Annotated in this window: 14 protein-coding genes, 2 tRNA genes and 4 pseudogenes; 4 read left to right on the top strand and 16 right to left on the bottom strand. The window is 44.7% G+C overall.

Annotated features, from left to right (window positions below):
* Window positions 1–36: 36 nt before the first annotated feature.
* From DXE37_RS05690 to DXE37_RS12575, 3 genes and pseudogenes are all read right to left on the bottom strand, one after another.
* On the bottom strand, window positions 37–810 hold the full coding sequence (locus DXE37_RS05690) for a spermine/spermidine synthase domain-containing protein (protein ID WP_231971184.1): 774 nt from the start codon (window positions 808–810) through the stop codon (window positions 37–39).
* A 1-nt stretch (window position 811) separates the two neighbouring features.
* Entirely contained in the window at window positions 812–4846 is a 4035-nt protein-coding gene (purL, locus tag DXE37_RS05695; protein WP_114636865.1) for a phosphoribosylformylglycinamidine synthase, read from the bottom strand.
* Window positions 4847–4867: 21 nt separating this feature from the next.
* Window positions 4868–5544, bottom strand: a pseudogene (locus DXE37_RS12575) (ABC transporter ATP-binding protein).
* Between the two features lie 14 nt (window positions 5545–5558).
* Here DXE37_RS12575 and DXE37_RS13985 point away from each other — a divergent pair.
* Both DXE37_RS13985 and DXE37_RS12585 read left to right on the top strand, forming a co-directional pair.
* Entirely contained in the window at window positions 5559–5879 is a 321-nt protein-coding gene (locus DXE37_RS13985; protein ID WP_331852165.1) for an SGNH/GDSL hydrolase family protein, read from the top strand.
* Entirely contained in the window at window positions 5770–6087 is a 318-nt protein-coding gene (locus tag DXE37_RS12585) for an SGNH/GDSL hydrolase family protein (protein WP_231971185.1), read from the top strand. The genes DXE37_RS13985 and DXE37_RS12585 overlap by 110 nt, the downstream gene beginning before the upstream one ends.
* Window positions 6088–6226: 139 nt before the next feature.
* Here the strand turns inward: DXE37_RS12585 and DXE37_RS05710 are convergent, their stop codons facing one another.
* The 9 genes from DXE37_RS05710 to ispD form a co-directional block, all read right to left on the bottom strand.
* Window positions 6227–7693: a SurA N-terminal domain-containing protein gene (locus DXE37_RS05710; protein ID WP_114636866.1), complete on the bottom strand. Its 1467-nt coding sequence runs from the start codon at window positions 7691–7693 to the stop codon at window positions 6227–6229.
* Window positions 7694–7806: 113 nt separating this feature from the next.
* Window positions 7807–7882 (bottom strand) — tRNA-Val (locus DXE37_RS05715).
* A 106-nt stretch (window positions 7883–7988) separates the two neighbouring features.
* Window positions 7989–10421 carry an endopeptidase La gene (lon, locus tag DXE37_RS05720; protein ID WP_114636867.1) on the bottom strand — a complete coding sequence of 811 codons (2433 nt, stop codon included), beginning with the start codon at window positions 10419–10421 and terminating at the stop codon, window positions 7989–7991.
* Between the two features lie 191 nt (window positions 10422–10612).
* Window positions 10613–11974 carry an ATP-dependent Clp protease ATP-binding subunit ClpX gene (clpX, locus tag DXE37_RS05725; protein WP_114636868.1) on the bottom strand — a complete coding sequence of 454 codons (1362 nt, stop codon included), beginning with the start codon at window positions 11972–11974 and terminating at the stop codon, window positions 10613–10615.
* Window positions 11975–12002: 28 nt separating this feature from the next.
* Window positions 12003–12632 (bottom strand): ATP-dependent Clp endopeptidase proteolytic subunit ClpP, encoded by a 630-nt coding sequence (clpP, locus tag DXE37_RS05730; RefSeq protein ID WP_114636869.1) that lies wholly within the window; start codon window positions 12630–12632, stop codon window positions 12003–12005.
* Between the two features lie 30 nt (window positions 12633–12662).
* Window positions 12663–14000 carry a trigger factor gene (gene tig, locus DXE37_RS05735; RefSeq protein WP_114636870.1) on the bottom strand — a complete coding sequence of 446 codons (1338 nt, stop codon included), beginning with the start codon at window positions 13998–14000 and terminating at the stop codon, window positions 12663–12665.
* 57 nt (window positions 14001–14057) lie between these two features.
* Window positions 14058–14144: transfer RNA gene (locus DXE37_RS05740), tRNA-Leu, on the bottom strand.
* 78 nt (window positions 14145–14222) lie between these two features.
* Entirely contained in the window at window positions 14223–14726 is a 504-nt protein-coding gene (ispF, locus tag DXE37_RS05745; RefSeq protein ID WP_114636871.1) for a 2-C-methyl-D-erythritol 2,4-cyclodiphosphate synthase, read from the bottom strand.
* A 9-nt stretch (window positions 14727–14735) separates the two neighbouring features.
* On the bottom strand, window positions 14736–15485 hold the full coding sequence (gene ispD / locus DXE37_RS05750; protein WP_114637548.1) for a 2-C-methyl-D-erythritol 4-phosphate cytidylyltransferase: 750 nt from the start codon (window positions 15483–15485) through the stop codon (window positions 14736–14738).
* Window positions 15486–15508: 23 nt separating this feature from the next.
* On the opposite strand from ispD, the gene mfd reads away from it, so the two are divergent.
* Both mfd and serB read left to right on the top strand, forming a co-directional pair.
* Entirely contained in the window at window positions 15509–19051 is a 3543-nt protein-coding gene (gene mfd, locus DXE37_RS05755; protein WP_114636872.1) for a transcription-repair coupling factor, read from the top strand.
* 21 nt (window positions 19052–19072) lie between these two features.
* Window positions 19073–19963: a phosphoserine phosphatase SerB gene (gene serB / locus DXE37_RS05760; RefSeq protein WP_114636873.1), complete on the top strand. Its 891-nt coding sequence runs from the start codon at window positions 19073–19075 to the stop codon at window positions 19961–19963.
* Window positions 19964–19998: 35 nt separating this feature from the next.
* Here the strand turns inward: serB and DXE37_RS05765 are convergent.
* From DXE37_RS05765 to DXE37_RS05780, 4 genes and pseudogenes are all read right to left on the bottom strand, one after another.
* A pseudogene (locus DXE37_RS05765) lies at window positions 19999–21184 on the bottom strand (acetyl-CoA C-acyltransferase family protein).
* 70 nt (window positions 21185–21254) lie between these two features.
* Window positions 21255–22612: pseudogene (rimO, locus tag DXE37_RS05770) on the bottom strand (30S ribosomal protein S12 methylthiotransferase RimO).
* 2 nt (window positions 22613–22614) lie between these two features.
* Window positions 22615–23175: a polyhydroxyalkanoate synthesis repressor PhaR gene (gene phaR, locus DXE37_RS05775; protein ID WP_114636874.1), complete on the bottom strand. Its 561-nt coding sequence runs from the start codon at window positions 23173–23175 to the stop codon at window positions 22615–22617.
* Window positions 23176–23292: 117 nt separating this feature from the next.
* Window positions 23293–24024: pseudogene (locus DXE37_RS05780) on the bottom strand (3-ketoacyl-ACP reductase).
* Window positions 24025–24026 lie beyond the last annotated feature (2 nt).

Below are 24026 nucleotides of genomic sequence, written 5' to 3' on the forward strand. Positions count from 1 at the left end.
TTGATCGCCTTTTTTGTTTACTTCAATTTATTTTTTTTAAATAGAGAGCTTAGATTCTTGTCGCGCGTTTTCGCGGCTAATACCAGAAACCCATTTATTAGTTGGTAAACCGGTCTTCTCTAAAATGAGTTTTGCGCGTTTGGACACATCTTTCCACTCGGCCTCTAACCTCGGTCCTTTAAAGGCAATTGCTACGACATTGCAATCATGAGATTCTGGAAATAAAAGCACTCGATTATCAAATGCTTCACAGATATTTTTTAGATTCAACTCAAAGCTTTTGTGTCTTGAAAAGAGATTGACAGTTATTACGCCAGGACTCTTAAGGATATTGAAACAACCTTTGTAAAAATCCAAGGAGCTCGCCGCAGGCCCATCACAAATCGCATCATATAAATCAACCTGAACTGCATCAAACTGCTCACGATACTTTTTATTCTGAACAAATAGCTTTGCATCTGTTTGCAAGGTTTCAAGCTTACGATCATCATCGGGTATAAAAAACATGGATCGCGCGGAAACAATCACCGCGGGATTTAGCTCAACAACCGTAGTTTTTACAGCTGGGCAATAACGATGTTGAAACTTTGTCAATGCGCCAGTTCCTAAGCCCTGTTGGGCAACTTGCATGCCCGGTTTTGTCTCAAGGAAGAGTAACCATGCCATCATTTGTTGGTTGTACTCGAGATAAATCTCATCGGGATCGCGGATGCGCATAGCACCCTGAATTAATTCAGTTCCAAAATGTAGGTATCGAACCCCACCACTTTCGGAAAAGGTAACAGGCTCCATCATCAGCGTTGAAGACAACTTAATTAGCCCAACAACGAGCGTTGCGGAACAGGCGCAACCATGGGCTAGCACCATCTGGAGTAAGCCATTCAGGAGGACACCAACTCATTTGCACAGCTCTAAATACACGCTCTGGATGCGGCATCATAACCATGAAGCGACCATCCGGCGTTGTAACTCCAGTCAAACCGCCTGTTGAACCATTCGGATTCATTGGGTAGACTTCGGATGGGTTGCCTTGATGATCCACAAAGCGAAATGATGCTAATCCCTGCTTTTGAATCTGCTCTAGGCTCCCTTGTTGGCTAAAGTTGGCAAATCCTTCGCCATGCGCAATGGCAATCGGGATTTGGCTACCTTCCATACCTTGAGTAAAGATTGATGGAGAGGACATTACTTCAGCCATCACTAAACGAGCCTCATATTGCTCAGATTGATTTCGAGTAAATTTCGGCCAAGCCTCTGCACCAGGAATGATTCCGGAGAGGTTACTCATCATTTGGCAACCGTTACAAACACCTAATGCAAAACTGTCTTGGCGATTAAAGAACGAGGAAAATTGGTCGCGAAGCTGTTGATTAAATAAAATTGTTTTAGCCCACCCCTCGCCAGCACCCAAGACATCGCCATAACTAAAGCCACCGCAAGCGATTAAACCTCTGAAGTCCTCTAGCTTTGCTTTACCACTCAGCAAATCCGACATGTGAACGTCGTAGCTATCAAACCCAGCCCAATTCACCGAATAGGCCATTTCAACATGGGAGTTAACACCCTGCTCACGCAAAATGGCTACCTTAGGACGTACATTTTTAGCAATGTAAGGTGCTGCAATATCATCAGACACATTAAATGTCAGTTTAGGGCACATACCCGGATCTGAGACATTATCCAGGAGGGAGAATTCGCTATCCGCACATGCGGGATTGTCTCGTAGGCGTGCAATTTGATTACTCGTATTAGTCCACATTTTTTGCAGCACCTCACGAGGCTCTGCAAAAATATTTTTAGCATCACGCCAGATCTCAATACGGCCATTGGTATTGGGTTTGCCAACAACATGACTGTAAGCACTCAAACCTAATTTTCTGAGCACCCCAAATACGAAATCGCGATCATCTTTGTGAACCTGAATGACGACCCCAAGTTCTTCATTAAATAAAGCACGCATGGTCTGCTCATGTCGACGACCAGAAACTTGTTGAGCCCAATTCTTAGCATCACCATAATCAGGCTTTTGACTCACATCCACGGCGATCATATCGACATTAATGGATACTCCACAGTGAGATGCAAAGGCCATTTCAGCAATACAAGCCAGCAAACCACCATCCGAACGATCATGATAGGCCAACAATTTACCCTCATTGCGCAGATCAATGATTGCGCTAGCTAATGCTTTGAGGTCTTCAGGATGGTCAATATTTGGGGCTAATTTTCCAGATTGATCAAGAACCTGAGCCAAGATACTTCCAGCCATGCGATTTTTGCCGCGACCTAAATCAATGAGTATGAGTTCAGTCTCTATTGAAGACCCAGCTTGATCCTTTAATTGCAGTAGCGGTGTTAGTGTTTTACGAACATCTTGCACCGATGCAAACGCAGAAATTATCAAAGAAACTGGCGCAACTACTTTTTTAGCTTCGCTACCATCTTGCCAACTCGTGGCCATAGATAAAGAATCTTTACCAACCGGAATAGAAATTCCAAGTGCTGGGCACAACTCCATACCAACTGCTTTTACAGAGTCGTACAACTTAGCGTCTTCTCCGGGAGCTCCACATGCTGCCATCCAGTTTGCTGAAAGTTTTACGCCATCGAGACCGATAATGTCGGCAGCTAACAGATTGGTTATGGCCTCGCCCACAGCCATGCGTGCAGCAGCTGGTGCATCAATCACTGCCAACGGCGTTCTTTCTCCCATCGACATGGCTTCACCACGATAACCCTTGTAATCCATCATAGTTACTGCACAGTCGGCCACAGGGACTTGCCAAGGGCCAACGAATTGATCGCGTGCGTTAAGCCCACCAACCGTTCTATCGCCAATCGTGATTAAGAATGATTTGCTTGCAACAGTAGGTTGCTGAAGCACCCAGGCAATAGACTGTGCTAAATCAACGTCAGTAACATCCAACTCTTGAAACTCTTGAGCTACACGCTCAACATTGCGATGCATCTTTGGAGGCTTGCCTAGTAAAACTTCCATTGGCATATCAATCGGTGATGCTGCATCTGTACCAGGAGCTTGTTTGGCATCACTTAACTTTAATTGACGCTCTGAAGTGGCTTTACCAACTACAGCGAATGGACAACGCTCGCGTTCACAGAAAGATTTAAATAGATCCAAGTCCTTTGCATCAATCGCCAACACATAACGCTCTTGTGATTCATTGCACCAAATTTCCGCAGGACTCATCCCACTCTCTTCGAGTGGAACACTGCGAAGTTTAAATGCAGCACCAAGACCTGCGCCATCAGCAAGCTCAGGGAAGGCGTTAGATAAACCGCCGGCTCCTACATCATGTATAGAGACAATCGGATTTTGATCACCAAGTGCACGGCAGGCATTAATCACCTCTTGAGCCCTACGCTCCATTTCTGGATTACCACGTTGCACTGAATCAAAATCGAGATCAGCTGTATTTGTACCAGTTGTAACGGAGCTACCAGTTGCCCCGCCCATTCCAATACGCATTCCTGGGCCACCAAGTTGAATTAATAAATGACCTGATTGAATAGCTTTCTTCTCAGTATGAATGGAATCAATGCTTCCAATACCACCGGCAATCATGATGGGCTTGTGATAGCCGCGGCGGGTGCCAGCTAAGGTTTGCTCAAAGACCCGGAAGTACCCACCCAAAATTGGCCTACCAAATTCATTATTAAAGGCGGCGCCACCAAGCGGTCCATCAATCATGATTTGCAAAGGTGTCGCTATCTGCTCTGGTTTGCCATATTTTTCAATCTCCCATGGTAGATCAGTACCAGGAATATTTAAATTAGATACTGAAAAACCAGTAAGACCGGCCTTTGGACGACCACCAATACCAGTTGCACCCTCATCACGGATCTCGCCACCAGCGCCTGTTGATGCACCAGGGAAAGGAGCAATCGCCGTTGGGTGATTATGAGTCTCCACTTTCATTAAGGTGTGCACTAAACGCGTATCTTTTTCATAGCGGTGATCCGCACCTTGAGGAACCCAAGTCTCCGCTTCGCAACCAACCATCACAGCAGAGTTATCTGAATAGGCAACTATTGTGCCCTTAGGCTGTAGTTGATGAGTATTGCGAATCATGGCGAATAAAGATCGCTCTTGATCATCGCCATCAATTGTCCAACTAGAATTAAAGATCTTATGACGACAATGTTCGCTGTTCGCCTGTGCAAACATAATCAACTCTACATCGGATGGATTGCGTTTAAGACGAATAAAGTTTTCTACAAAATAAGCCACCTCATCATCAGATAAGGCGAGTCCCAACTCTTGGTTAGCTTTATCGAGTGCCGCCCTTCCCTCTGACATAACAGGTATTCGGGTTAATGGCTTGTCTTCCAGAGATTGGTACAAAGCATTCGCTGCTTCGGTTGAGTCAACCACCGTCTCTGTCATCCTGTCATGTACAGCAGCCAGTACTAATTGTTTCTGCTCTGGAGTCAGCGCTTTTTTGTTTTTCCATGAAAATTGCACACCGCGCTCAAAGCGCAATACATCCAATCCACATTGGCGAGCTATATCAGTGGCCTTGCTAGCCCATGGAGATACAGTTCCAAATCTGGGAATAACAATCGCACCTTGATTTTCTGGCTTACCGCCGCCAAACCAAGACTTGCCAGGGTTTATTTTGGAAGTAAATGGTTGACCATAAGTCAAAAGACTGGCCATGACTTCTTGGTTGGAGGGGTTAAGCTTAGAACCCGACCATATGAAATGTAGGTATTGAGCCTCTATAGACTCAAGATCAACCCCTTGAGACGCTAAATTAGCGAGAAGTCGCTGTTGGCGGAAGGGGGAAAGCGCATCAGCGCCTGGCAAAAAGTGATAAAAAGACACCCCTAGATTATAAGGTTTTGCCTATACCAAATGTCCGCCCTGGAGATGAAGCTGGCGCTGACACCGATCTGCTAAGCCCTGATCATGAGTAACCAGAATGAGTGTTAAATGATTGGCCAGATTTAGCTCAAAAAGGAGCTCAATCACCCGATTTCCACTAGTTTCGTCAAGGCTACCGGTAGGCTCATCTGCAAATAGGACGGCACAGGCTTCATGATGAAGGCCCTAGCAAGGGCTACACGCTGCTGCTCTCGCCAGATAAGGGTCTTGGGGAAATGATTGGCGCGCTCACTTAAACCCACCTGCTCCAGGCAAATAAGGGCATTTTCTTTAGCCATTTTAGGCCGTTGAGCTCAGCCGGAAGCATGACATTTTCCAGCGCAGTTAAGTGAGAAGGTAATTGAAAAGATTGAAATACAAACCCAACCTTTTACCCCCTTAACCTGGCGCGCCCATCCTCGTCCAACTGGTTTAGATTTTGAGAGACTAAATCCACATGTCCTGACGTTGGCTTCATCTAAACCAGCCAATATACCCAACAAGGTGCTCTTCCCCGATCCTGATGCGCCCGTAATTGCAACGCTCTCTCCTGCAAAGACATCAAAGCTAATGTCGTGCAAAATGGTTAGCATTCCATCACTCGATAAAACTTGTTTACCTAGATGATTCGCGCTCACTACCTTTGTTGGAATACTCATAAATGAATCAAAAAATGGGATTGGACTTCTTAAGCAAGAATATTGCAATTGCAAGAATTACGCTCACCCTATTTTGCCTGTTAATTTCTTTTGGTACACATTCGCAACCTAAGCCAGCCATTCTCGTAATGGGTGATAGCCTTTCAGCTGAATACGGACTAGCAAGAGGTGCTGGCTGGGTCAGACTACTAGAGGATGAGCTAAAAAAACAAGGTAGTACCTGGATTGTATTTAACGCCAGTATTAGCGGTGAAACCAGCGCAGGAGATCTTACTCGCTTGCAGAAGCTGTTGGATCAAAAAACCTGGCATTGTTCTATTAAAGCTTGGTGCTAACGATGCATTGCGTGGATTATCCATTCAGGAATCAGAAAATAATTTACGCCAGATGATTCAAATGAGCAAAAAATCTGGGGCAAAGGTACTTTTATTTGGAATGCAGATTCCACCTAACTATGGACAAGAATACACGCAACAATTCCGAGACATGTATCCAAAAAAATCGCGCGTCAAGAGCAAATTGAGCTTCTACCCTTCTTTTTGAAAGGGGTTGCCGGCTGATGCTAATTTATTTCAAGCTGACCGCATGCATCCAAATGAAAAGCTCAGAGGGCTACCCTTTTTAAAAACGTATGGGGCGCTCTATGGCCCCATTTCAAACACTACTCAAAAGCAAATAACATTTAACTACCACTACCTGATGAGGCTACTTTAAGGGGATTAATAACCTTTACACCAGCGATATCCCGCCAGTAAGCCATGAATCCCGCAAATTCCGATTGCGCAGCCAGAACTTGAATTTGTTGAGCTTGTACCTTGTGCGCTTTTGCATCAACACCTGTAGGCTGACGAACTTGGTCAACACGATACAAAATGGTACCAACCCCAGGATTTTGTATTGATACTAATGCCGGGAATTTATCTGGGTTGATAGACATCACACTATCAAGCGCCCCACCCACTAAATTGCCAGGCTTATTACGCGAAATCCAAATAGGCCTAGCAAAGCCAGCAGCATTTTTAGGATCCTTTTTAAGAGACGCATAACGTTTAGCAGCTGCGGCAGCCGCCAACTTCTCGGCCATACACTGGCTAACTTGACGCTTTACCTCAGCTGCTACCTCATTAAAAGGCAATGTTTGGGCAGGATGAAAAGTCACGACACGTGCAGAAACAAAAACGCCTGGGGTTGTTTGAATGGCCTCAATATTGCGCTTGTTTTTAACTGCCTCATCACCGAATAAAGATTGCACTACTTTTGGATTGGCTAGTGGGTGATCTTTTGATGTCCCAGTTACTCCAGAACGAGTTACGCCTTTCTGAGTTTGTACACTCAACTTCAATTTATCTGCAGCAGGCTTCAAGCTATCTGATTGGTCATAAGTAATATTGACAAATTGATCTGCCTTTTCACTAAATACCTTGGCATCCTCTTTGGGATCAGCTTTCAAAACAATATATTCAACATCGACATATTCTGGACTTTCGAATAGTTTCGCATCAGCCATATAGAAGAAAGACTGAAGATCTTCTTGTGATGGATTCACTTTTGATAAGTAATCCTTGGCATCAAATGAAAGCGCCTGAACTTGACGCTCTGTTTCATATAAGGTCGAAACAATGTCAGATAATTTAGGGGTAACGATTTCAGTGCGAGCAACTGAATTTACGAGTTGCCCGATTTTTAAGTCATAAGCCTGGCTGGCATAGTACTGTTCTTCATTCAAACCACCACCAGCCAAGAGCTGTTTAAAGCGTGCATCATCAAAGCTACCATCCGGCTTATAGAGGGTGCGAATCTGCGGGATATTTTGCAGGCTTTTAATTAAAGCCTCCTTACCCACCTGTAGATGTAAATTATTGACGGCAAATCCAACAATGCGTTGCTGTAATAATTCGTTCAAGATAGCTTGCCTAAATTGAAGGCTTTGCGCGAGTTGCGAATTTCCTCCAACACGCTCTGCTTGTCTTTTAGCAGCCGAATCTACCTCTTGAGCGGTAATCGGCTTGCCACTCACCTTTACAAGGTCTGTCTCTTTATCCAAAAAGCTGGAATAGCTTGAAATTCCAAAGAATGCAAAAGATGGCACGATTAAAGACATTAAAACAAACTGTAAAATGCGTTGGTGCTTACGAACGGTATCAAACATGTAAAAGTTCGCTAGTAAAAATTATCAATACCACGAGTGTACACTAGGGGTGAAGGAGTAGGGTATTGAAATGCCTGAGCAGGCTTTTAAGTATGAAACTACATATAATAATTTGGTGGGCGCTGAGAGGCTCGAACTCCCGACATTCTGCGTGTAAGGCAGACGCTCTACCAACTGAGCTAAGCGCCCCAAAAATATTACAAGCGAGATTGTAACCTAAGCGTGAATTTAGAGTGAGAATTCCACTAAACCCGACATATTTGCGCAGGCGGGTTTAGTGAAAATCGCTCTAATTTCAGTGCTTAAGGATATCTGCCGATGCGCCATTTTCGCTTGCTTTACTTGCTTCTGCTGCCTTTTTTGCAAGCTCCTCAGGCGTAGGATCAAGCAATGCTTCAGACATGCGCTCTAGCGCCAACTCCAAAACCTTGTCAATCCAACGAACAGGAATAATCTCAATGGCATTTTTTACATTGTCTGGAATATCAATCAAACCCTTAACGTTCTCTTCCGGGATCAAGGCCAATTTAATTCCACCGCGATGAGCGGCTAGCAACTTCTCCTTTAGCCCGCCAATTGGCAAGACTTCGCCGCGAAGCGTGATCTCACCAGTCATAGCAACATCAGAGCGAATCGGTATTCCAGTAAACACTGAAACCAAAGCTGTAGTAATGGCAATACCAGCCGATGGACCATCCTTAGGGGTTGCTCCGTCTGGGAAGTGAATATGAATGTCTTTCTTTTCAAAAGATTCATCAGTAATACCGAGTCGTTTTGCTCTGGAGCGCACCACGGTACGAGCTGCTTCAACAGACTCTTTCATTACATCACCGATAGAACCGGTACGAGTAATCACGCCTTTACCAGGCATTACAGCCGCTTCGATAGTGAGCAAATCACCGCCTACTTCGGTCCACGCCAAACCAGTCACTTGACCGACTTGATTCTCTTTTCCCGCTAAACCAAAGTCGTACATGCGAACCGATAAGAACTTCTCTAAGTTATCGGCATTAACAACCACTGGTGCCGCCTCTTTCTTCAAAAGGAGGAGTTTGACAACCTTACGGCAAATCTTGCTAATTTCGCGCTCTAAAGACCGGACACCAGCCTCACGCGTGTAGTAGCGAATAATGTTGCGTACAGCGCTGTCTTCTATTTTTAGTTCATCCTTTTTGAGGCCATTATTTTTGATTTGTTTTGGGATCAAATAATTGACGGCAATACTCGTTTTTTCATCTTCGGTATAACCAGCCAAACGAATGATCTCAAGACGGTCCAATAAAGGGCCGGGGATATTCAAAGAATTTGAGGTTGCCACAAACATGACATCGGACAAATCAAAATCCACCTCAACATAATGATCTTGGAAGGTGTGATTTTGCTCTGGATCTAAAACCTCAAGCAAAGCGCTAGCTGGATCTCCACGGAAGTCCATACCCATCTTGTCCACTTCATCAAGCAGGAACAAAGGATTGCGCACACCTACCTTTGTAAGGCTAGTGAGAATCTTGCCAGGCATAGAGCCAATATAGGTTCTACGATGACCACGAATTTCAGATTCATCACGAACGCCGCCTAATGCCATACGCACAAACTTTCTATTGGTAGCGCGTGCAATGGATTGACCTAAAGAGGTCTTACCAACACCAGGGGGGCCAACCAAACAAAGTATAGGAGCCTTCACACGATCAACGCGTTGCTGAACTGCGAGGTACTCCAAGATACGCTCTTTGACCTTATCAAGGCCGTAATGGTCTTCGTCTAAAACCTTTTCTGCATTAGCAAGATCATTGTTAATCTTTGTTTTCTTCTTCCAAGGAAGATTAACCAAGGTATCAATGAAATTACGAATGACTGTAGCTTCAGCAGACATTGGAGACATTAATTTTAGTTTCTTCAGTTCTGATTCAGCCTTTTTCAGAGCTTCTTTTGGCATGCGTGCTGCTTTGATGCGCTTCTCAAACTCCTCAAGATCAGCACCCTCTTCACCCTCGCCAAGCTCCTTTTGAATTGCTTTGACCTGCTCATTGAGGTAATGCTCGCGCTGACTCTTTTCTATCTGGCGCTTCACGCGACCACGAATACGCTTTTCAACTTGCAGTATGTCAATCTCACTCTCAAGGTCAGCCAACAAGCTTTCTAAACGTTGAACTACATCAGTCATTTCAAGTAGACGTTGCTTTTGCTCCAACTTGACCGGAAGATGCGCGCATATAGTGTCCACTAAACGACTTGGATCATCTATCCCTCCCAACGAAGAGAGAATCTCCTGGGGCACTTTCTTGTTGAGTTTTACATATTGATCAAATTGAGCCATGATCGCGCGACGGAGGGCCTCAGTCTCATGAGCATCAATCACGTTAATGGCGGTAGGCGTGGCTTCGCAATTGGAGTAGCCAAGGCTATCTTCAATTTGACTGACTTCTGCACGCTGCACGCCTTCAACAAGCACTTTGACAATGCCATCAGGCAATTTGAGCATTTGCAGAATATTGGCGATACAACCAACCTCATAGAGGTCTTCGATGACGGGCTCATCTTTAGCAGCCGTCTTCTGGGCAACTAAAAGAACATTTTTACCCGTCTCCATTGCCGCCTCAAGAGCTTTAATGGATTTTGGGCGACCTACGAACAACGGAATCACCATATGAGGAAATACAACTACATCCCTTAAGGGGAGTAAAGGTAGTTGAATAGGTTCAGAGGGTAGTAATAAGTGGCCAGGCATGGGGGCAAATCCTCCAAAGTAAACAAACCTCAAAAGGTCTTCATTAGTGAAAATTCAATCAATAAACACTAAATACAGACTTTATTCATGAGTAGGATACTACCTATATGGGTAGCCTTTAGAGAAAAACAAGGGGTAAAAAGACAAAAATGGGGCAAAAATGCCACAAAAATAGCGAAAACCCTAGGAATTTAAGCTTTTTTGCTCAATTCCGCCTGCTCGGCATCCTGTTTATAGACCAAAAGTGGTTTACCACCCTCGGCAATACTATTTTCATCTATGACGACTTTCTGCACATTCTTGATGGAAGGGAGGTCATACATCACATCCATTAGAGAGCCCTCAAGAATTGATCTGAGGCCGCGAGCACCTGTTTTACGAGCAATTGCTTTCTTGGCAATGGCAGAAAGAGCTTCCCGACGCACCTCAAGTTCAGAACCCTCCATTGTGAGAAGGGCTTGATACTGCTTAACCAAAGCATTTTTAGGCTCAGTCAGAATCTGTATCAATGCCTCTTCATCCAGTTGGACCAATGTCGCCACAACCGGCAAGCGACCAATTAACTCTGGAATCAAGCCAAACTTAATCAAATCCTCTGGTTCAATTTCTATCAATAGATCGCTGACACCACGATCATCTTTTCCTGGTACGGTTGCATTAAAGCCAATGCCTGTTTTAGCTGTACGCTGTTGAATGACTTTTTCAAGCCCGTCAAATGCGCCACCACAAATAAACAGAATGTTCGTTGTATCAACTTGTAAAAAATCTTGGTTAGGATGCTTGCGTCCACCTTGAGGTGGCACTGAAGCCATAGTGCCTTCAACTAGCTTTAACAGCGCCTGTTGAACGCCCTCACCTGATACATCGCGGGTAATGGATGGATTATCTGACTTACGAGAGATCTTATCGATCTCATCAATATAGACAATGCCGCGTTGCGCTTTTTCTACGTTGTAATCACATGCTTGCAATAATTTTTGAATAATGTTTTCTACGTCTTCGCCAACATATCCAGCCTCAGTTAGCGTAGTAGCATCAGCCATGACAAATGGCACATCTAACATGCGAGCTAAGGTTTGCGCTAGTAAAGTTTTGCCTGAGCCAGTCGGACCAATTAATAAAATATTGCTCTTGGCCAATTCAACGCCATCAACCATAGCTTTGGCAGGAAGCTTAGATTCTTTCTTATCCGCACCCTCTACCGGCTTACCATCTTTATCCAGCTTTTCTTTTTTTGGCTTTGGCAAATATTGCAAACGCTTGTAGTGGTTGTATACAGCCACTGCCAAAGTTTTCTTTGCATGATTCTGACCAATCACATATTGGTCTAAATTTTCACGGATTTGATGCGGGGTAGGCAAAGACTCATCCCCCTCTTCTTTAGGAAGTTTTGAAATTTCTTCTTGAATGATGTCAGTGCACAGATCGATGCATTCATCACAGATAAATACAGATGGTCCTGCAATTAATTTCTTTACTTCATGCTGGTTCTTTCCGCAAAAAGAGCAATACAGAACTTTATCTGGAGTATTTGTTGTGTTGGTATCGCTCAAAATGAACTCTGTAAATGTCTATTAAGTATTAAGGACGCTTCTCAATAACTTTATCTATCAAGCCATAATCACGAGCCTGTTCTGCTGACATAAAGTTATCGCGATCGGTATCCTTGGCAATCGTTTCGATTGATTGTCCGGTACGATCAGCCAAAATTTTATTTAAACGTTCACGCAAATATAAAATCTCACGGGCTTGAATCTCAATATCAGAAGCTTGGCCACGAGCACCACCCAAAGGCTGATGAATCATCACGCGTGAGTTAGGCAAGGCATAGCGCTTACCCTTTTCACCAGCACATAACAAGAACGCACCCATACTTGCAGCTATGCCCATACACAAAGTACTCACGTGCGGCTTAATAAATTGCATGGTGTCATAAATAGCTAAGCCAGCCGATACAGAACCGCCTGGAGAGTTGATATACAGAGAAATTTCTTTATCTGGATTTTCGCTCTCAAGAAACAAAAGCTGAGCAATCACTAAATTGGCAGTTTGGTCGTTTACTTCACCAATCAAAAAGACGACACGCTCACGCAATAATCTGGAATAAATATCGTAAGCACGCTCTCCCCGACCAGAGGTTTCAATCACCACTGGAACCAAGCCTAAGCCTTTTGGTTCTAGATTTTCTGACTGAGAATGGTTGTGGATCATTTCGAAACCTCTTGTGGGCAAATGGATGACTTAGTTTAGCTTGCTAAGCTCTTCAAATGTCACAGCCTTATCGCTTACTTTAGCTTGGGATGTGAAATATTTGATGACGTTATCTTCAAGGACGAGATTCTCGATGTCTTTCAAGCGACTAGGATTACTGTAGAACCAACGAACAACTTCCTTTGGATCTTCGTAAGTGGCGGCTTGCTCATCAATTTCAGCCTTAATTTGATCTGCAGTGGCTGCCAAGTTTTGCTTCTTAACAAGCTCACTCAAGATCAAGCCAAGACGAACGCGCTTAGTCGCTTGCTTAGCAAAAATCTCTGCTGGGATTGGTGCATCTTTTGCATTTGGCACACCGCGCTGCATCAAATCTTGGCGGGCAGTTTCAACAAGGCGCTCTTGTTCGGAAGCAACCAATGATTTAGGAACATCCAGCTCGCACAACTCATTGAGCTTATCCATGACATCATTTTTCAATAATGAAGTAATGCGACGCTTTACTTCGCGGTCTAAATTCTCTTTCACTTCAGCGCGCATTTTTGCAACGCCGCCCTCAGTAACACCCAGTGACAATGCAAATGCATCGTCACTGGCGGGTAAATGAGGCCAATTAACTGATTTGACTGTAATAGTAAACTCAGCCGTCTTACCAGCTACATTTTTACCATGGTAGTCATCCGGAAAGCTTAATGGGAAGGATTTACTCTCACCCGCCTTAAGTCCCAAGGTCGCCGCCTCAAACTCAGGGAGCATGCGGCCTTCACCTAAAACGAATTCAAAGTTTTCTGCTTTGCCGCCAGCAAACTCCACGCCATTAATTTCGCCAACAAAGTCAATAACAACTTGGTCGCCATTTTGTGCTGCAGTATCTGCGCCACCGTCACCGTGAGCACCAGCTTCACCACGTGGATGGTAATGAGCTTGCTGTTTGCGCAATACATCTAAAGCACGATCAATTTCTGGTTCGCCAATATCCGTGGAGTACTTAGTAATTTCAGCAGCACTAAAGTCACCAATTTTTACTTCTGGCAATACTTCAAAAAAGGCATCAAAGACAATCTTGTCAGCGTCGAGCTCACTCTTAGGCTCAAGGCGAGGTTGACCAGCTAAAGCCACACCTTCTTTTTGGGCTTGCTCATAAAAGAGTTCGGCAGCTTTATCAAACTGGAGCTCAAAGTCCACTTGCATACCATGTTGTTTTTCAACGAGGTTCTTTGGAACCTTGCCTGGACGAAAGCCAGCCATTTTCATGGTCTTACCAACCTTTGCCAAGCGGGCTTCACGCGCTTTTGCCAAATCGGCACGGGCGAATTCCAAAGTCATTTTGCGGTCTAGTGAACCTAAATTTTCTATCTGCACAGCGATTCTCGTCTCTTAAATGAAGATCTGGAAATGTGAAGTTCAAGCCAAGTAGCAATCTTGTGGTGCGAGGAGGGGGACTCGAACCCCCACACCATTTCTGGCGTCAGGACCTAAACCTGGTGCGTCTACCAATTTCGCCATCCTCGCGAACATCCGCAAACTACCAAGCTTAAACTTCACTCTAAAGACTGTAATTCTACAATGCCTGTGGTTTTAGAGGTTCATTTAGGCCTTGTAGAGCGAAGCAACCGCATGAACGGCAACACCCTCACCCCTACCCAGGTGACCTAAAGATTCATTTGTTTTGGCCTTGAGATTGACGTGGCTGGGGGTAACAGCCAAATCAGCGGCAATATTTCTGACCATTTCGGGCAAAAATTCAGCTAGTTTTGGCTTTTGACAAATGATCGTGGCATCGACATTGCCGATATGAAATCCTGCTGCCTGCACTTTTTGCAGGGCCGCTCTGAGCAAAATACGGCTATCCATATCTTTAAATTGGGGATCCGTATCTGGAAATAACTGGCCAATATCATTTAATCCAGCCGCCCCTAATAAGGCATCTGTTAGAGCATGAAGCAAAGCATCTGCATCTGAGTGACCCAACAAACCTTTTTCATAAGGAACATGGACTCCACCCAGAATAAGCTTTCTGTCTGCAACCAATGCATGCACATCGTAACCTTGGCCAATGCGAAATTGCGGAATGTGAACGTTGCTTTGGGTCATATTTAATCTTTATTTGGTATCTGCGCTTAGCAGCAATTGCATTAATTCCCAATCTGCTGGATGGGTAACCTTGAAGTTGCGAGTTGCGCCTTCAATCAATAATGGCTTGGCGCCAATCAACTCAATTGCACTGGCCTCATCCGTCACGTCCGCTTCAAGACGGATAGCGTTTTCAAGAGCATCATGCAACTGCTTTAATCCAAACATTTGTGGCGTTTGGGCTAGCCAAAGATGTTCGCGTGGAATGGTTCTCTCTGAATGCGGAATATTTCCAGAGACAACAGAATCAAGGTCTGCTTGCTTTAAGGTGTCTGCAAGGGGTACGGCCAAAATACCGCCAGCATTGGAGTTCTCCACTGAGTTAATTAACTTCTCAATTAATGTGGGTGTTATTCTAGGCCGTGCCGCATCATGAACCAAAATCCAATCATCTTCAGCAATACCCGCCTTCAGCATAGCGGCTAGAGTATTTCGTACAGTCTCTTGTCTTGTTGGGCCACCCGTAGGTAAAAAATGAACGTCTTTATCGACGCTGGGGACAGCCTTCAAAATAGGGTTATCAATAAAACCTGGGCTTACCCCAATCCAGATCGACTGTATCCGCGGAGATTTAAGAAAGGCCTCTAGCGCATAAAAAAGCATGGGTTTGCCAGCTAGCTCTTGAAACTGCTTGGGTAACTCACCACCAAGACGGGAACCCGTACCCGCGGTTGGCAAAAGCGCATGACATTTCTTGTTTGAATGGTTTCCAGAACTCATACCTGATTCTATAATAAGCGAAGATGTCTGATGCATTAAATCTAGCACCCCTCATACCCGCACCCCGGGCTGGGCAGCGCTTTACCTTTTCAGGCTTGGTTGGGTCAGCTGACGCTGCCTTACTGGCTCAAACTGCCCTTCGCTATCGCAATGATTATTCCGTTATGGTGATTTTTTGCGCACAAGCGCAAGAGGCCCAACGCCTTCTGGAAGAAATTCTTGCATTTGCGCCACAGCTAAAAGTGCGATTGTTGCCTGATTGGGAGATTCTTCCCTATGACCATTTCTCCCCTCATCAGGATTTAGTCTCCGAACGTTTAGCAACTCTTTACGAATTGCTGAATGGTAGTTGTGGCATTGTTTTGGTCCCCATCACAACCGCACTGCAACGCTTGGGCCCACCGAACTTCTTATCGGGCCATACATTTTTCTTCAGGCAAGGCGATAAGCTCAATGAGGCAGCACTCAAGTTACAACTTCAACAAGCTGGTTACGATCCAGTAAGTGCTGTAATGCGCCCTGGTGAATATAGTATTCGCGGTGGACTGATAGATCTATTTCCTATGGGGTCTAGCCTTCCTTATCGACTTGATTTATTTGGCGATGAAATTGAGCAAATTAGAGCATTTGATCCCGATACCCAACGCAGTCTCTACCCCGTAAAAGAAGTTCGCCTTCTTCCTGGCCACGAATTCCCATTTGATGATGCTTCAAGAACCGCCTTTAGAGGTCGTTGGCGTGAGGTTTTTGAGGGTGATCCCACTCGTTGTTCAATATATAAGGATGCTAATCTAGGTATTCCCAGTGCGGGCATTGAATCTTACTTGCCACTCTTTTTTGAAGAACAGTCAAATGTCTTTGACTACTTCCCACGCTCCGGGGGTCCAGTTTGGTTAGTAAGCATAGGGGATATAGAAGAAACGATTCGAGGCTTTTGGAAAGATACGCTTTCTCGTTATGAGTTTTTCAAGCACGATCTTGATAGACCGATTCTTCCGCCTAAAGATTTATTTTTAGATGTTGATGAGTTCTTCTCCACATCTAAACCATATGCCCGCATATCACTTGAGAAAAACGCTACCGAAAACCCTCAATTTCATCCCGTTCCAGATTTAGCCGTTCATCGCAGGGACAATGATCCACTGTCACGTTTAAGGAGTTTGGTTTCCCAAGAAAAATTCAGAATTCTCATTTGTAGCGATAGCGCTGGTCGAAAAGAATCTATTCGACAACTCCTAGAAGAAAATAACTCTGTATCAGGGCAGGATGGCAAGCCGCTTTATCCCTTAAAGCCTGAGGGCTTTGAAAGCATCGCCGACTTTGTAAAAAGTGGTTCATATTTTGGTCTAGTTACCGCTCCACTCTTTAATGGTTTTTTATGGCCGGCCGAGAACTTGCTGGTCATTACCGAGGCTGAGCTCTTTACATCTACAGCCAGACAACGACGTAAGGGCAAAGGATCTGAGAATGCCGATCCCGATATGTTGTTTAAGGATCTTTCAGAACTCAAGATTGGGGATCCGGTAGTTCATGCAGAACATGGAATTGGTCGCTATCAGGGCTTAGTGATATTAAATTTAGCACCCCCTAAAGAAGCGCCCATCTTTGAAGAATTTTTACATCTGCAATATGCGGGTCAAGCCACTTTATATGTCCCTGTTCAACAATTACAAATGGTTACTCGCTACGCGGGATCGGATCCAGACTCAGCCCCTCTTCATCAATTAGGGTCTGGTCAGTGGGATAAAGCTAAGCGTAAGGCGGCACAACAGATTCACGATACCGCAGCAGAACTCTTAGGTCTTTATGCCGCTAGAGCAATTCGCAAAGGCCATGCCTTTGAATTCTCAGCGCATGACTATGCCGCATTTGCTGAGAGCTTTGGATTTGAGGAAACTCCCGATCAAGCGAACGCGATCTCCGCAGTGATTGGTGATATGACTAGCGGCACGCCGATGGATCGCTTGGTATGCGGCGATGTTGGCTTTGGTAAGACTGAGGTTGCTCTCAGGGCAAGCTTTGTTGCGGTGATGGGCGGGAAACAAGTGGCTATCCTAGCGCCTACCACCCTACTCGCTGAACAACATGTCGCCACCTGGAAAGATCGCTTTGCAAACTGGCCCGTGCGGATAGTCGAACTATCCCGCTTTAAAACAAACAAAGAAATTAATACCGCCTTAGAAGCTATCGCCAAAGGTGAAGCAGACATCATTATTGGCACGCACAAATTACTATCCAAGGAAACGCAATTTGCCAATTTGGGCTTGGTCATTGTGGATGAAGAGCACCGCTTTGGTGTTCGTCAAAAAGATGCCCTCAAGGCTCTTCGTGCCGAGGTAGACATTCTGACCCTAACCGCCACTCCGATACCTCGTACCTTAGGCATGGCCATGGAAGGTCTACGCGAGTTTTCCATTATCGCTACCGCTCCACAAAAACGTCTAGCGATTAAAACCTTTGTCCGTCGCGAAGGTGATGGAGTAATTAGAGAAGCAGTATTACGAGAAATTAAACGTGGTGGTCAGGTCTACTTTTTACATAACGAAGTAGAGACGATTGAGAATCGCAAGCATGCCCTACAAGAACTCATTCCAGAAGCACGAATTAGCGTAGTGCATGGCCAAATGCACGAGCGTGAATTAGAGTCTGTGATGCGTGAATTTGTTACTCAGCGCACCAATATCCTTTTATGTACCACTATTATTGAAACCGGCATTGATGTACCCACTGCCAATACCATCATCATGCACCGCGCTGATAAGTTTGGTTTAGCTCAATTACACCAACTTCGCGGACGCGTTGGAAGATCACACCACCAAGCCTATGCTTATCTCCTAGTTCCAGATCCTGAGGCTTTAAGTAAACAAGCTCAGTTACGTTTAAACGCCATTCAAGCAATGGAAGAGTTAGGCTCAGGATTCTATTTGGCTATGCATGACCTTGAGATCCGTGGCGCTGGTGAAGTATTAGGCGATAAGCAATCTGGAGAAATACATGAAATCGGTTTTCAGTTGTATGCCGAAATGCTCAATCGCGCAGTAAAATCTTTACGAAGTAGCAAAAAGCCTGATTTACTTTCTCCTTTGCAGGCAACGACAGATGTGAATTTAGGAGTTCCCGCCTTACTTCCCGAAGACTACTGCCCAGATGTGCATGAGCGCCTGTCTTTGTATAAACGCTTTGCTGGCACCAATGATTTCTCAGAATTAATGGGATTGCGAGAAGAATTGGTTGACCGTTTTGGTGATCTACCAGATCAAGTTAAATCTTTTTATGAAACCCATCGCTTGCGCTTAGAAATGGCAGAGTTTGGTATCAAAAAGATTGATGCCACCCCTGCATCAATTCAGATTCAATTTATTCCTAATCCACCAATTGATCCCATGAAGATCATTCAATTGATTCAGTCATCTAAATTTATTCAGTTAAACAGCCAAGATAAACTCAAAGTACTACCGCAAAAAGAGCGTGAATTTGAGAAATTAGAGCAACGACTTGATGCCATTCGGCAAGTCCTGCGTCGCTTAAATGAATCAGCCGTTCTTAATAGCGCCAAGGTAAGCTAGGCATCCACTATTATTCAATCTATGGCCAACCATCAGACTATCGTTGCTCTATCTAGAGAACCCATTGCAGAAAAGTTCGTTTTTGAACTAAAAAATCACGCGCATCTTTTGGGCGTTAGTTTGCACACGCTTGACGATCAAATTTTTAACGGAATTTACTACAGCGCACGCTGGGAAAGCAGTCACCATTTAGAGGCTTTGCAAAGAGAAGCGCTGAGAAGTATTGCAGCTAAATTTAGCTCTGATCTCTGTTTCTTGCGTTCTGATTTAGCCCCCCAAAATATTCGTGTATTGGCTATGGATATGGATTCCACCCTTATTAATATCGAATGTATAGATGAGATAGCGGATTTCACAGGAAAGAAGTCAGCAGTAGTTGAAATTACGGAAGCCACGATGCGCGGTGAAATTAAAGACTTCCAAGAAAGTCTAAGACGGCGAGTTTCCTTGCTTGAGGGTGTTCATGCTGACGCCCTTGAATCTGTCTATCGCAAACGTTTAAAACCAAACCCTGGAGCAGTTGAACTTTTAACGGGCGCCAATGAACGAGGTCTATACACCCTTTTAGTATCTGGAGGCTTTACTTTCTTTACTGAAAAATTGCGCCAGCAAATGGGATTTAAGCAAACGCAAGCCAATACGTTGGAGATTATTGACGGCAAGCTAACCGGTAAGGTTCTTGGCGATATCGTGGATGGTGTCGCTAAGGCTAAGCATTTGGATGCAGCCTGCGAACGTCTGGGTTGTACCAAAGCTAAGTCCATCACCATGGGTGACGGTGCTAATGATTTGATCATGATGAATGGCTCGGGGATTAGCATTGCATACAAAGCTAAGCCCGTTGTCAAAGAAAAAGCCGACGCGGCTTTTGACCATGTCGGCTTAGATGCTGCCTTACTGCTGATCTCTTAAGATTTACCTAAGAGATCTTTGGTAATTCTGTGTGGTTACAGGCACTCGAAAATAGTCGCAATACCTTGACCACCACCAATACACATTGTTACCAACGCATATTTACCTTGAACACGAGGTAATTCGTGAATTGCCTTAGTAGCAATTGCGGCACCTGAACAACCGATTGGGTGACCCAAAGCGATTGCACCGCCATTTACGTTGGTTTTAGTAGGATCTAATCCCAAGCCTTTAGTCACCGCGAGCGCTTGAGCCGCAAAAGCTTCATTAGACTCAATCACGTCAATTTGATCCAATTTCAGACCAGCACGCTCAAGGGCAATCTTGGTCGCAGGAATTGGTCCTTCTCCCATGATGTAGTTAGGGATACCCGCAATCGCATAAGATACCAAACAAGCGATAGGCTTATGACCAGCTTTCTTGACGGTTTCAGCATCAGCCAAAACAAAGAATGCAGCACCATCATTAATACCTGATGCATTACCAGCGGTTACTGAGCCGCCCTCTTTTTTGAAAACTGCCTTCATCTTGGCGAGTGTTTCCATCGTGGTATCTGGTTTCACATGCTCATCGGTATCAAACGCCACTTCACCCTTACGAGTTTTAATGGTGATTGGAACGATTTGAGATTTAAAGCGACCCTCTTTAATCGCATTCGCAGCACGGCGATGAGATTCAACCGCAAGCGCATCTTGCTCATCGCGTGTGAGCTTCCATTTTTCTACGAGGTTTTCTGCGGTAACTCCCATATGACCAACGCCAAATGGGTCTGTTAACACAGCAACCATCAAATCAAGCATCTTGGTATCGCCCATACGAGCGCCGCTGCGCATTTCTGGAGAGCCATACATACCGCGAGACATCACCCAACGCCGCCGCCAATACCATAATCACAATCACCCAGCATGATTTGCTGTGCAGTCGTTACGATTGCTTGCAAGCCAGAACTGCATAAGCGATTTAACGCCATTGCCACTGATTCCATTGGCAAGCCAGCTTGGATCGACGCAACGCGCGCAACATAGGCATAACGACTATCAGTAGGAATAGTGTTTTACCCACGGTAACGTAATTAATTAAGGCTGGATCCACACCAGAACGAGCCACCGCCTCTTTCATCACAATACCGCCAAGTTCTGATGGCTCAAAACTACTGAGAGAGCCATTAAAGGTACCGATTGCGGAACGTACTGCATTTAAGACAACGACATCACGACTCATATTAATCCCCTTATCTAAGCCCAAAAAGTGGGCTAAATTAATAATTCAACCATCATTTTTAATACATTAGTCAAGTTTCGGCTATTAGGTCATGCCCTTGGGAGTCTTAGGACCGACACTCGAATAATTTCCACCTGCAAGATAACGTTTAGAGGCTTGCTGGGCGGTAAAACCCGCACCAGACCATCAATTTCGGGAGCATCACCAATAGTTCTGCCAATTCCACCGGATTCATCCACACGATCAATGATGACCTGAATTCGTTTGCCTATTTTTTTGGCAAGCCTTTCGACAGAGATGGCCTCTGCTTTTACCATGAACTTTGCACGACGTTCTTCACGAATTTGATCCGGAACTGGGTTGTCTAATAAATTGGCAGTAGCGCCCTCAACTGGCGAATATGCAAAACATCCCACACGGTCAATTTGAGCCTCATCTAAAAAGTTAAGGAGATACTCAAACTCCTCTTCAGTCTCGCCAGGAAAACCGGCAATAAAGGTGCTGCGAATTACGAGGTTTAGATAGGCTTGACGCTAAACCCCAAAATGCGCTCAACATTTTTCTCGCCAATCGCTGGGCGTTTCATGCGCTTGAGCACATCAGGATGAGCGTGTTGCAATGGAATATCGAGGTAAGGTAAAATACCATAACCATGCTCGGAGAATTCGGCCATTAAAAGCAAAACATCATCTACATGAGGATAGAGATAAGCATAATGTAATCTCACCCAAACCTGATGTTCACGTGCAATTTAATTTAAGGCATTTACCAAATCAAACATTTTAGTTTTTACTGGTTTTCCATCCCAAAAGCCTGTGCGATATTGAATATCAACGCCATAAGCACTGGTATCTTGAGAGACCACCAACAGCTCTTTGACGCCCGACTCAAATAAACGCTTTGCCTCAAGCAACACTTCGCCTATGGGCCAAGAAACTAAATCTCCGCGCAAACTAGGAATAATGCAAAAAGTACAGCGATGATTACAGCCTTCACTGATTTTCAAATAGGCGTAATGTTTCGGAGTGAGCTTTACACCTGTCGGCGGAACTAAATCTGTGAAAGGATCATGGGGTTTTGGTAAATGCAAATGGATTGCCTGCATTACCTCGTCGGTAGCATGCGGGCCTGTAACCGCAAGTACTTTAGGGTGAATGCTAGGAGATCACTACCATCCGCATTTTTTCTGACACCGAGGCAGCCCGTTACGATTACTTTACCGTTTTCAGCTAAGGCTTCACCAATCGCTGACAGACTCTCCTCTACAGCGGAATCTATAAAACCGCAGGTATTCACGACCACTAGATCAGCGCCGGAATAATCCTTGGCAGTTTCATACCCTTCGGCGCTCAATTGCGTGAGGATTAACTCAGAATCTACCAATACCTTAGGGCATCCTAAGGAGACAAAACCAATTTTTCCAGCCACAATTATTCTTTTTCGGCTTTATTGGGCGGAGAAGTAAATGGAAAGTTTCCAAAAATATTTTGTGAACCCTGCATTTGCTCTTGCATCTTAATGAAGAGATCTTTGCTTTGCTCCATGTAGTTACCCATTAATCCCTGCATCAATGGGTTTTGCAGATTCATCATTTGAGACCAGGCCTCAGGGGTACTTCCAGCACTGAGACCTTTGGTTTGATCGCCAAGTTTATTGTGTATATCCACAAAAGATTGCATAGTCTTTTCTAGATAATTTCCCATCAAACCTCGCATGGAATTTCCATAAAAGCGAATGATTTGGGACAGCATTTGTGATGAGAATACTGGCGCTCCGCCAGCCTCTTCTTCAAGAATTATTTGTAGCAATATATTGCGTGTTAAATCTTCTTTAGTTTTAGCATCAACAACTTTGAATACCTCATTTGCCATCACCAAGCTTTTGATATCTGACAAGGTGACGTAGGCACTTGTCTGGGTATCGTAAAGACGACGGTTGGGGTACTTCTTGATGAGCCGATCTTCGCCAGCTCGTTTTGTGCGGGTTACCATGTTTTTCCTTACTCTTTACTGCATCGCAACATCAGTGTAGTTTAGCCCTAGTTTGACCCAAAGGTAAATACACTGTGTTGCGTGCTGCAAATACTGCAATATTGCTGCAGCGCAATATTAACCAGTATGAATACCGCCGTTTAGCGAAAAGTCTGCGCCAGTTGCATAGCCGCCATCTTCTGAGGCAATCCAACAGCAAATAGAGGCAATCTCATCAGGAGTTCCTAAACGCTTCACAGGAACCCCGGAAACAATCTTCTCTAAAACATCTTCGCGAATAGCCTTCACCATATCTGTACCGATATAACCAGGAGAAACTGTATTCACAGTAACGCCTTTAGTTGCCACCTCTTGTGCTAAAGCCATAGTAAAACCATGTAAACCCGCCTTAGCAGTTGAATAGTTGGCTTGACCAAATTGACCTTTTTGGCCATTTACAGAAGAGATGTTGATGATGCGACCCCAGTTGTTATCAACCATTCCGTCAATAACTTGCTTCGTTACGTTAAATAAAGAATTCAGGTTGGTATCAATCACCGCTTTCCATGCATCTGGTGTCATTTTGCGGAAAACGCTATCACGCGTAATACCGGCATTGTTAACCAACACATCAACGCGACCTACTTCAGCTTTCACCTTCTCAAAAGCGGCAACTGCGCTATCCCAGTCAGAAACGTTACCTTCTGAGGCGATGAAATCATATCCAAGAGCCTTTTGCTCTGCGATCCAACGATCTTTGCGAGGTGAATTAGGACCGCAGCCAGCAATGACCTTAAAGCCATCTTTAGCAAGACGTTAACAAATAGCGGTACCAATACCACCAGTTACATATGCGACTTTTTGAGACATTA

This window comes from Polynucleobacter necessarius (assembly GCF_900095205.1).
In the GTDB taxonomy this organism is placed as follows: domain Bacteria; phylum Pseudomonadota; class Gammaproteobacteria; order Burkholderiales; family Burkholderiaceae; genus Polynucleobacter; species Polynucleobacter necessarius_E.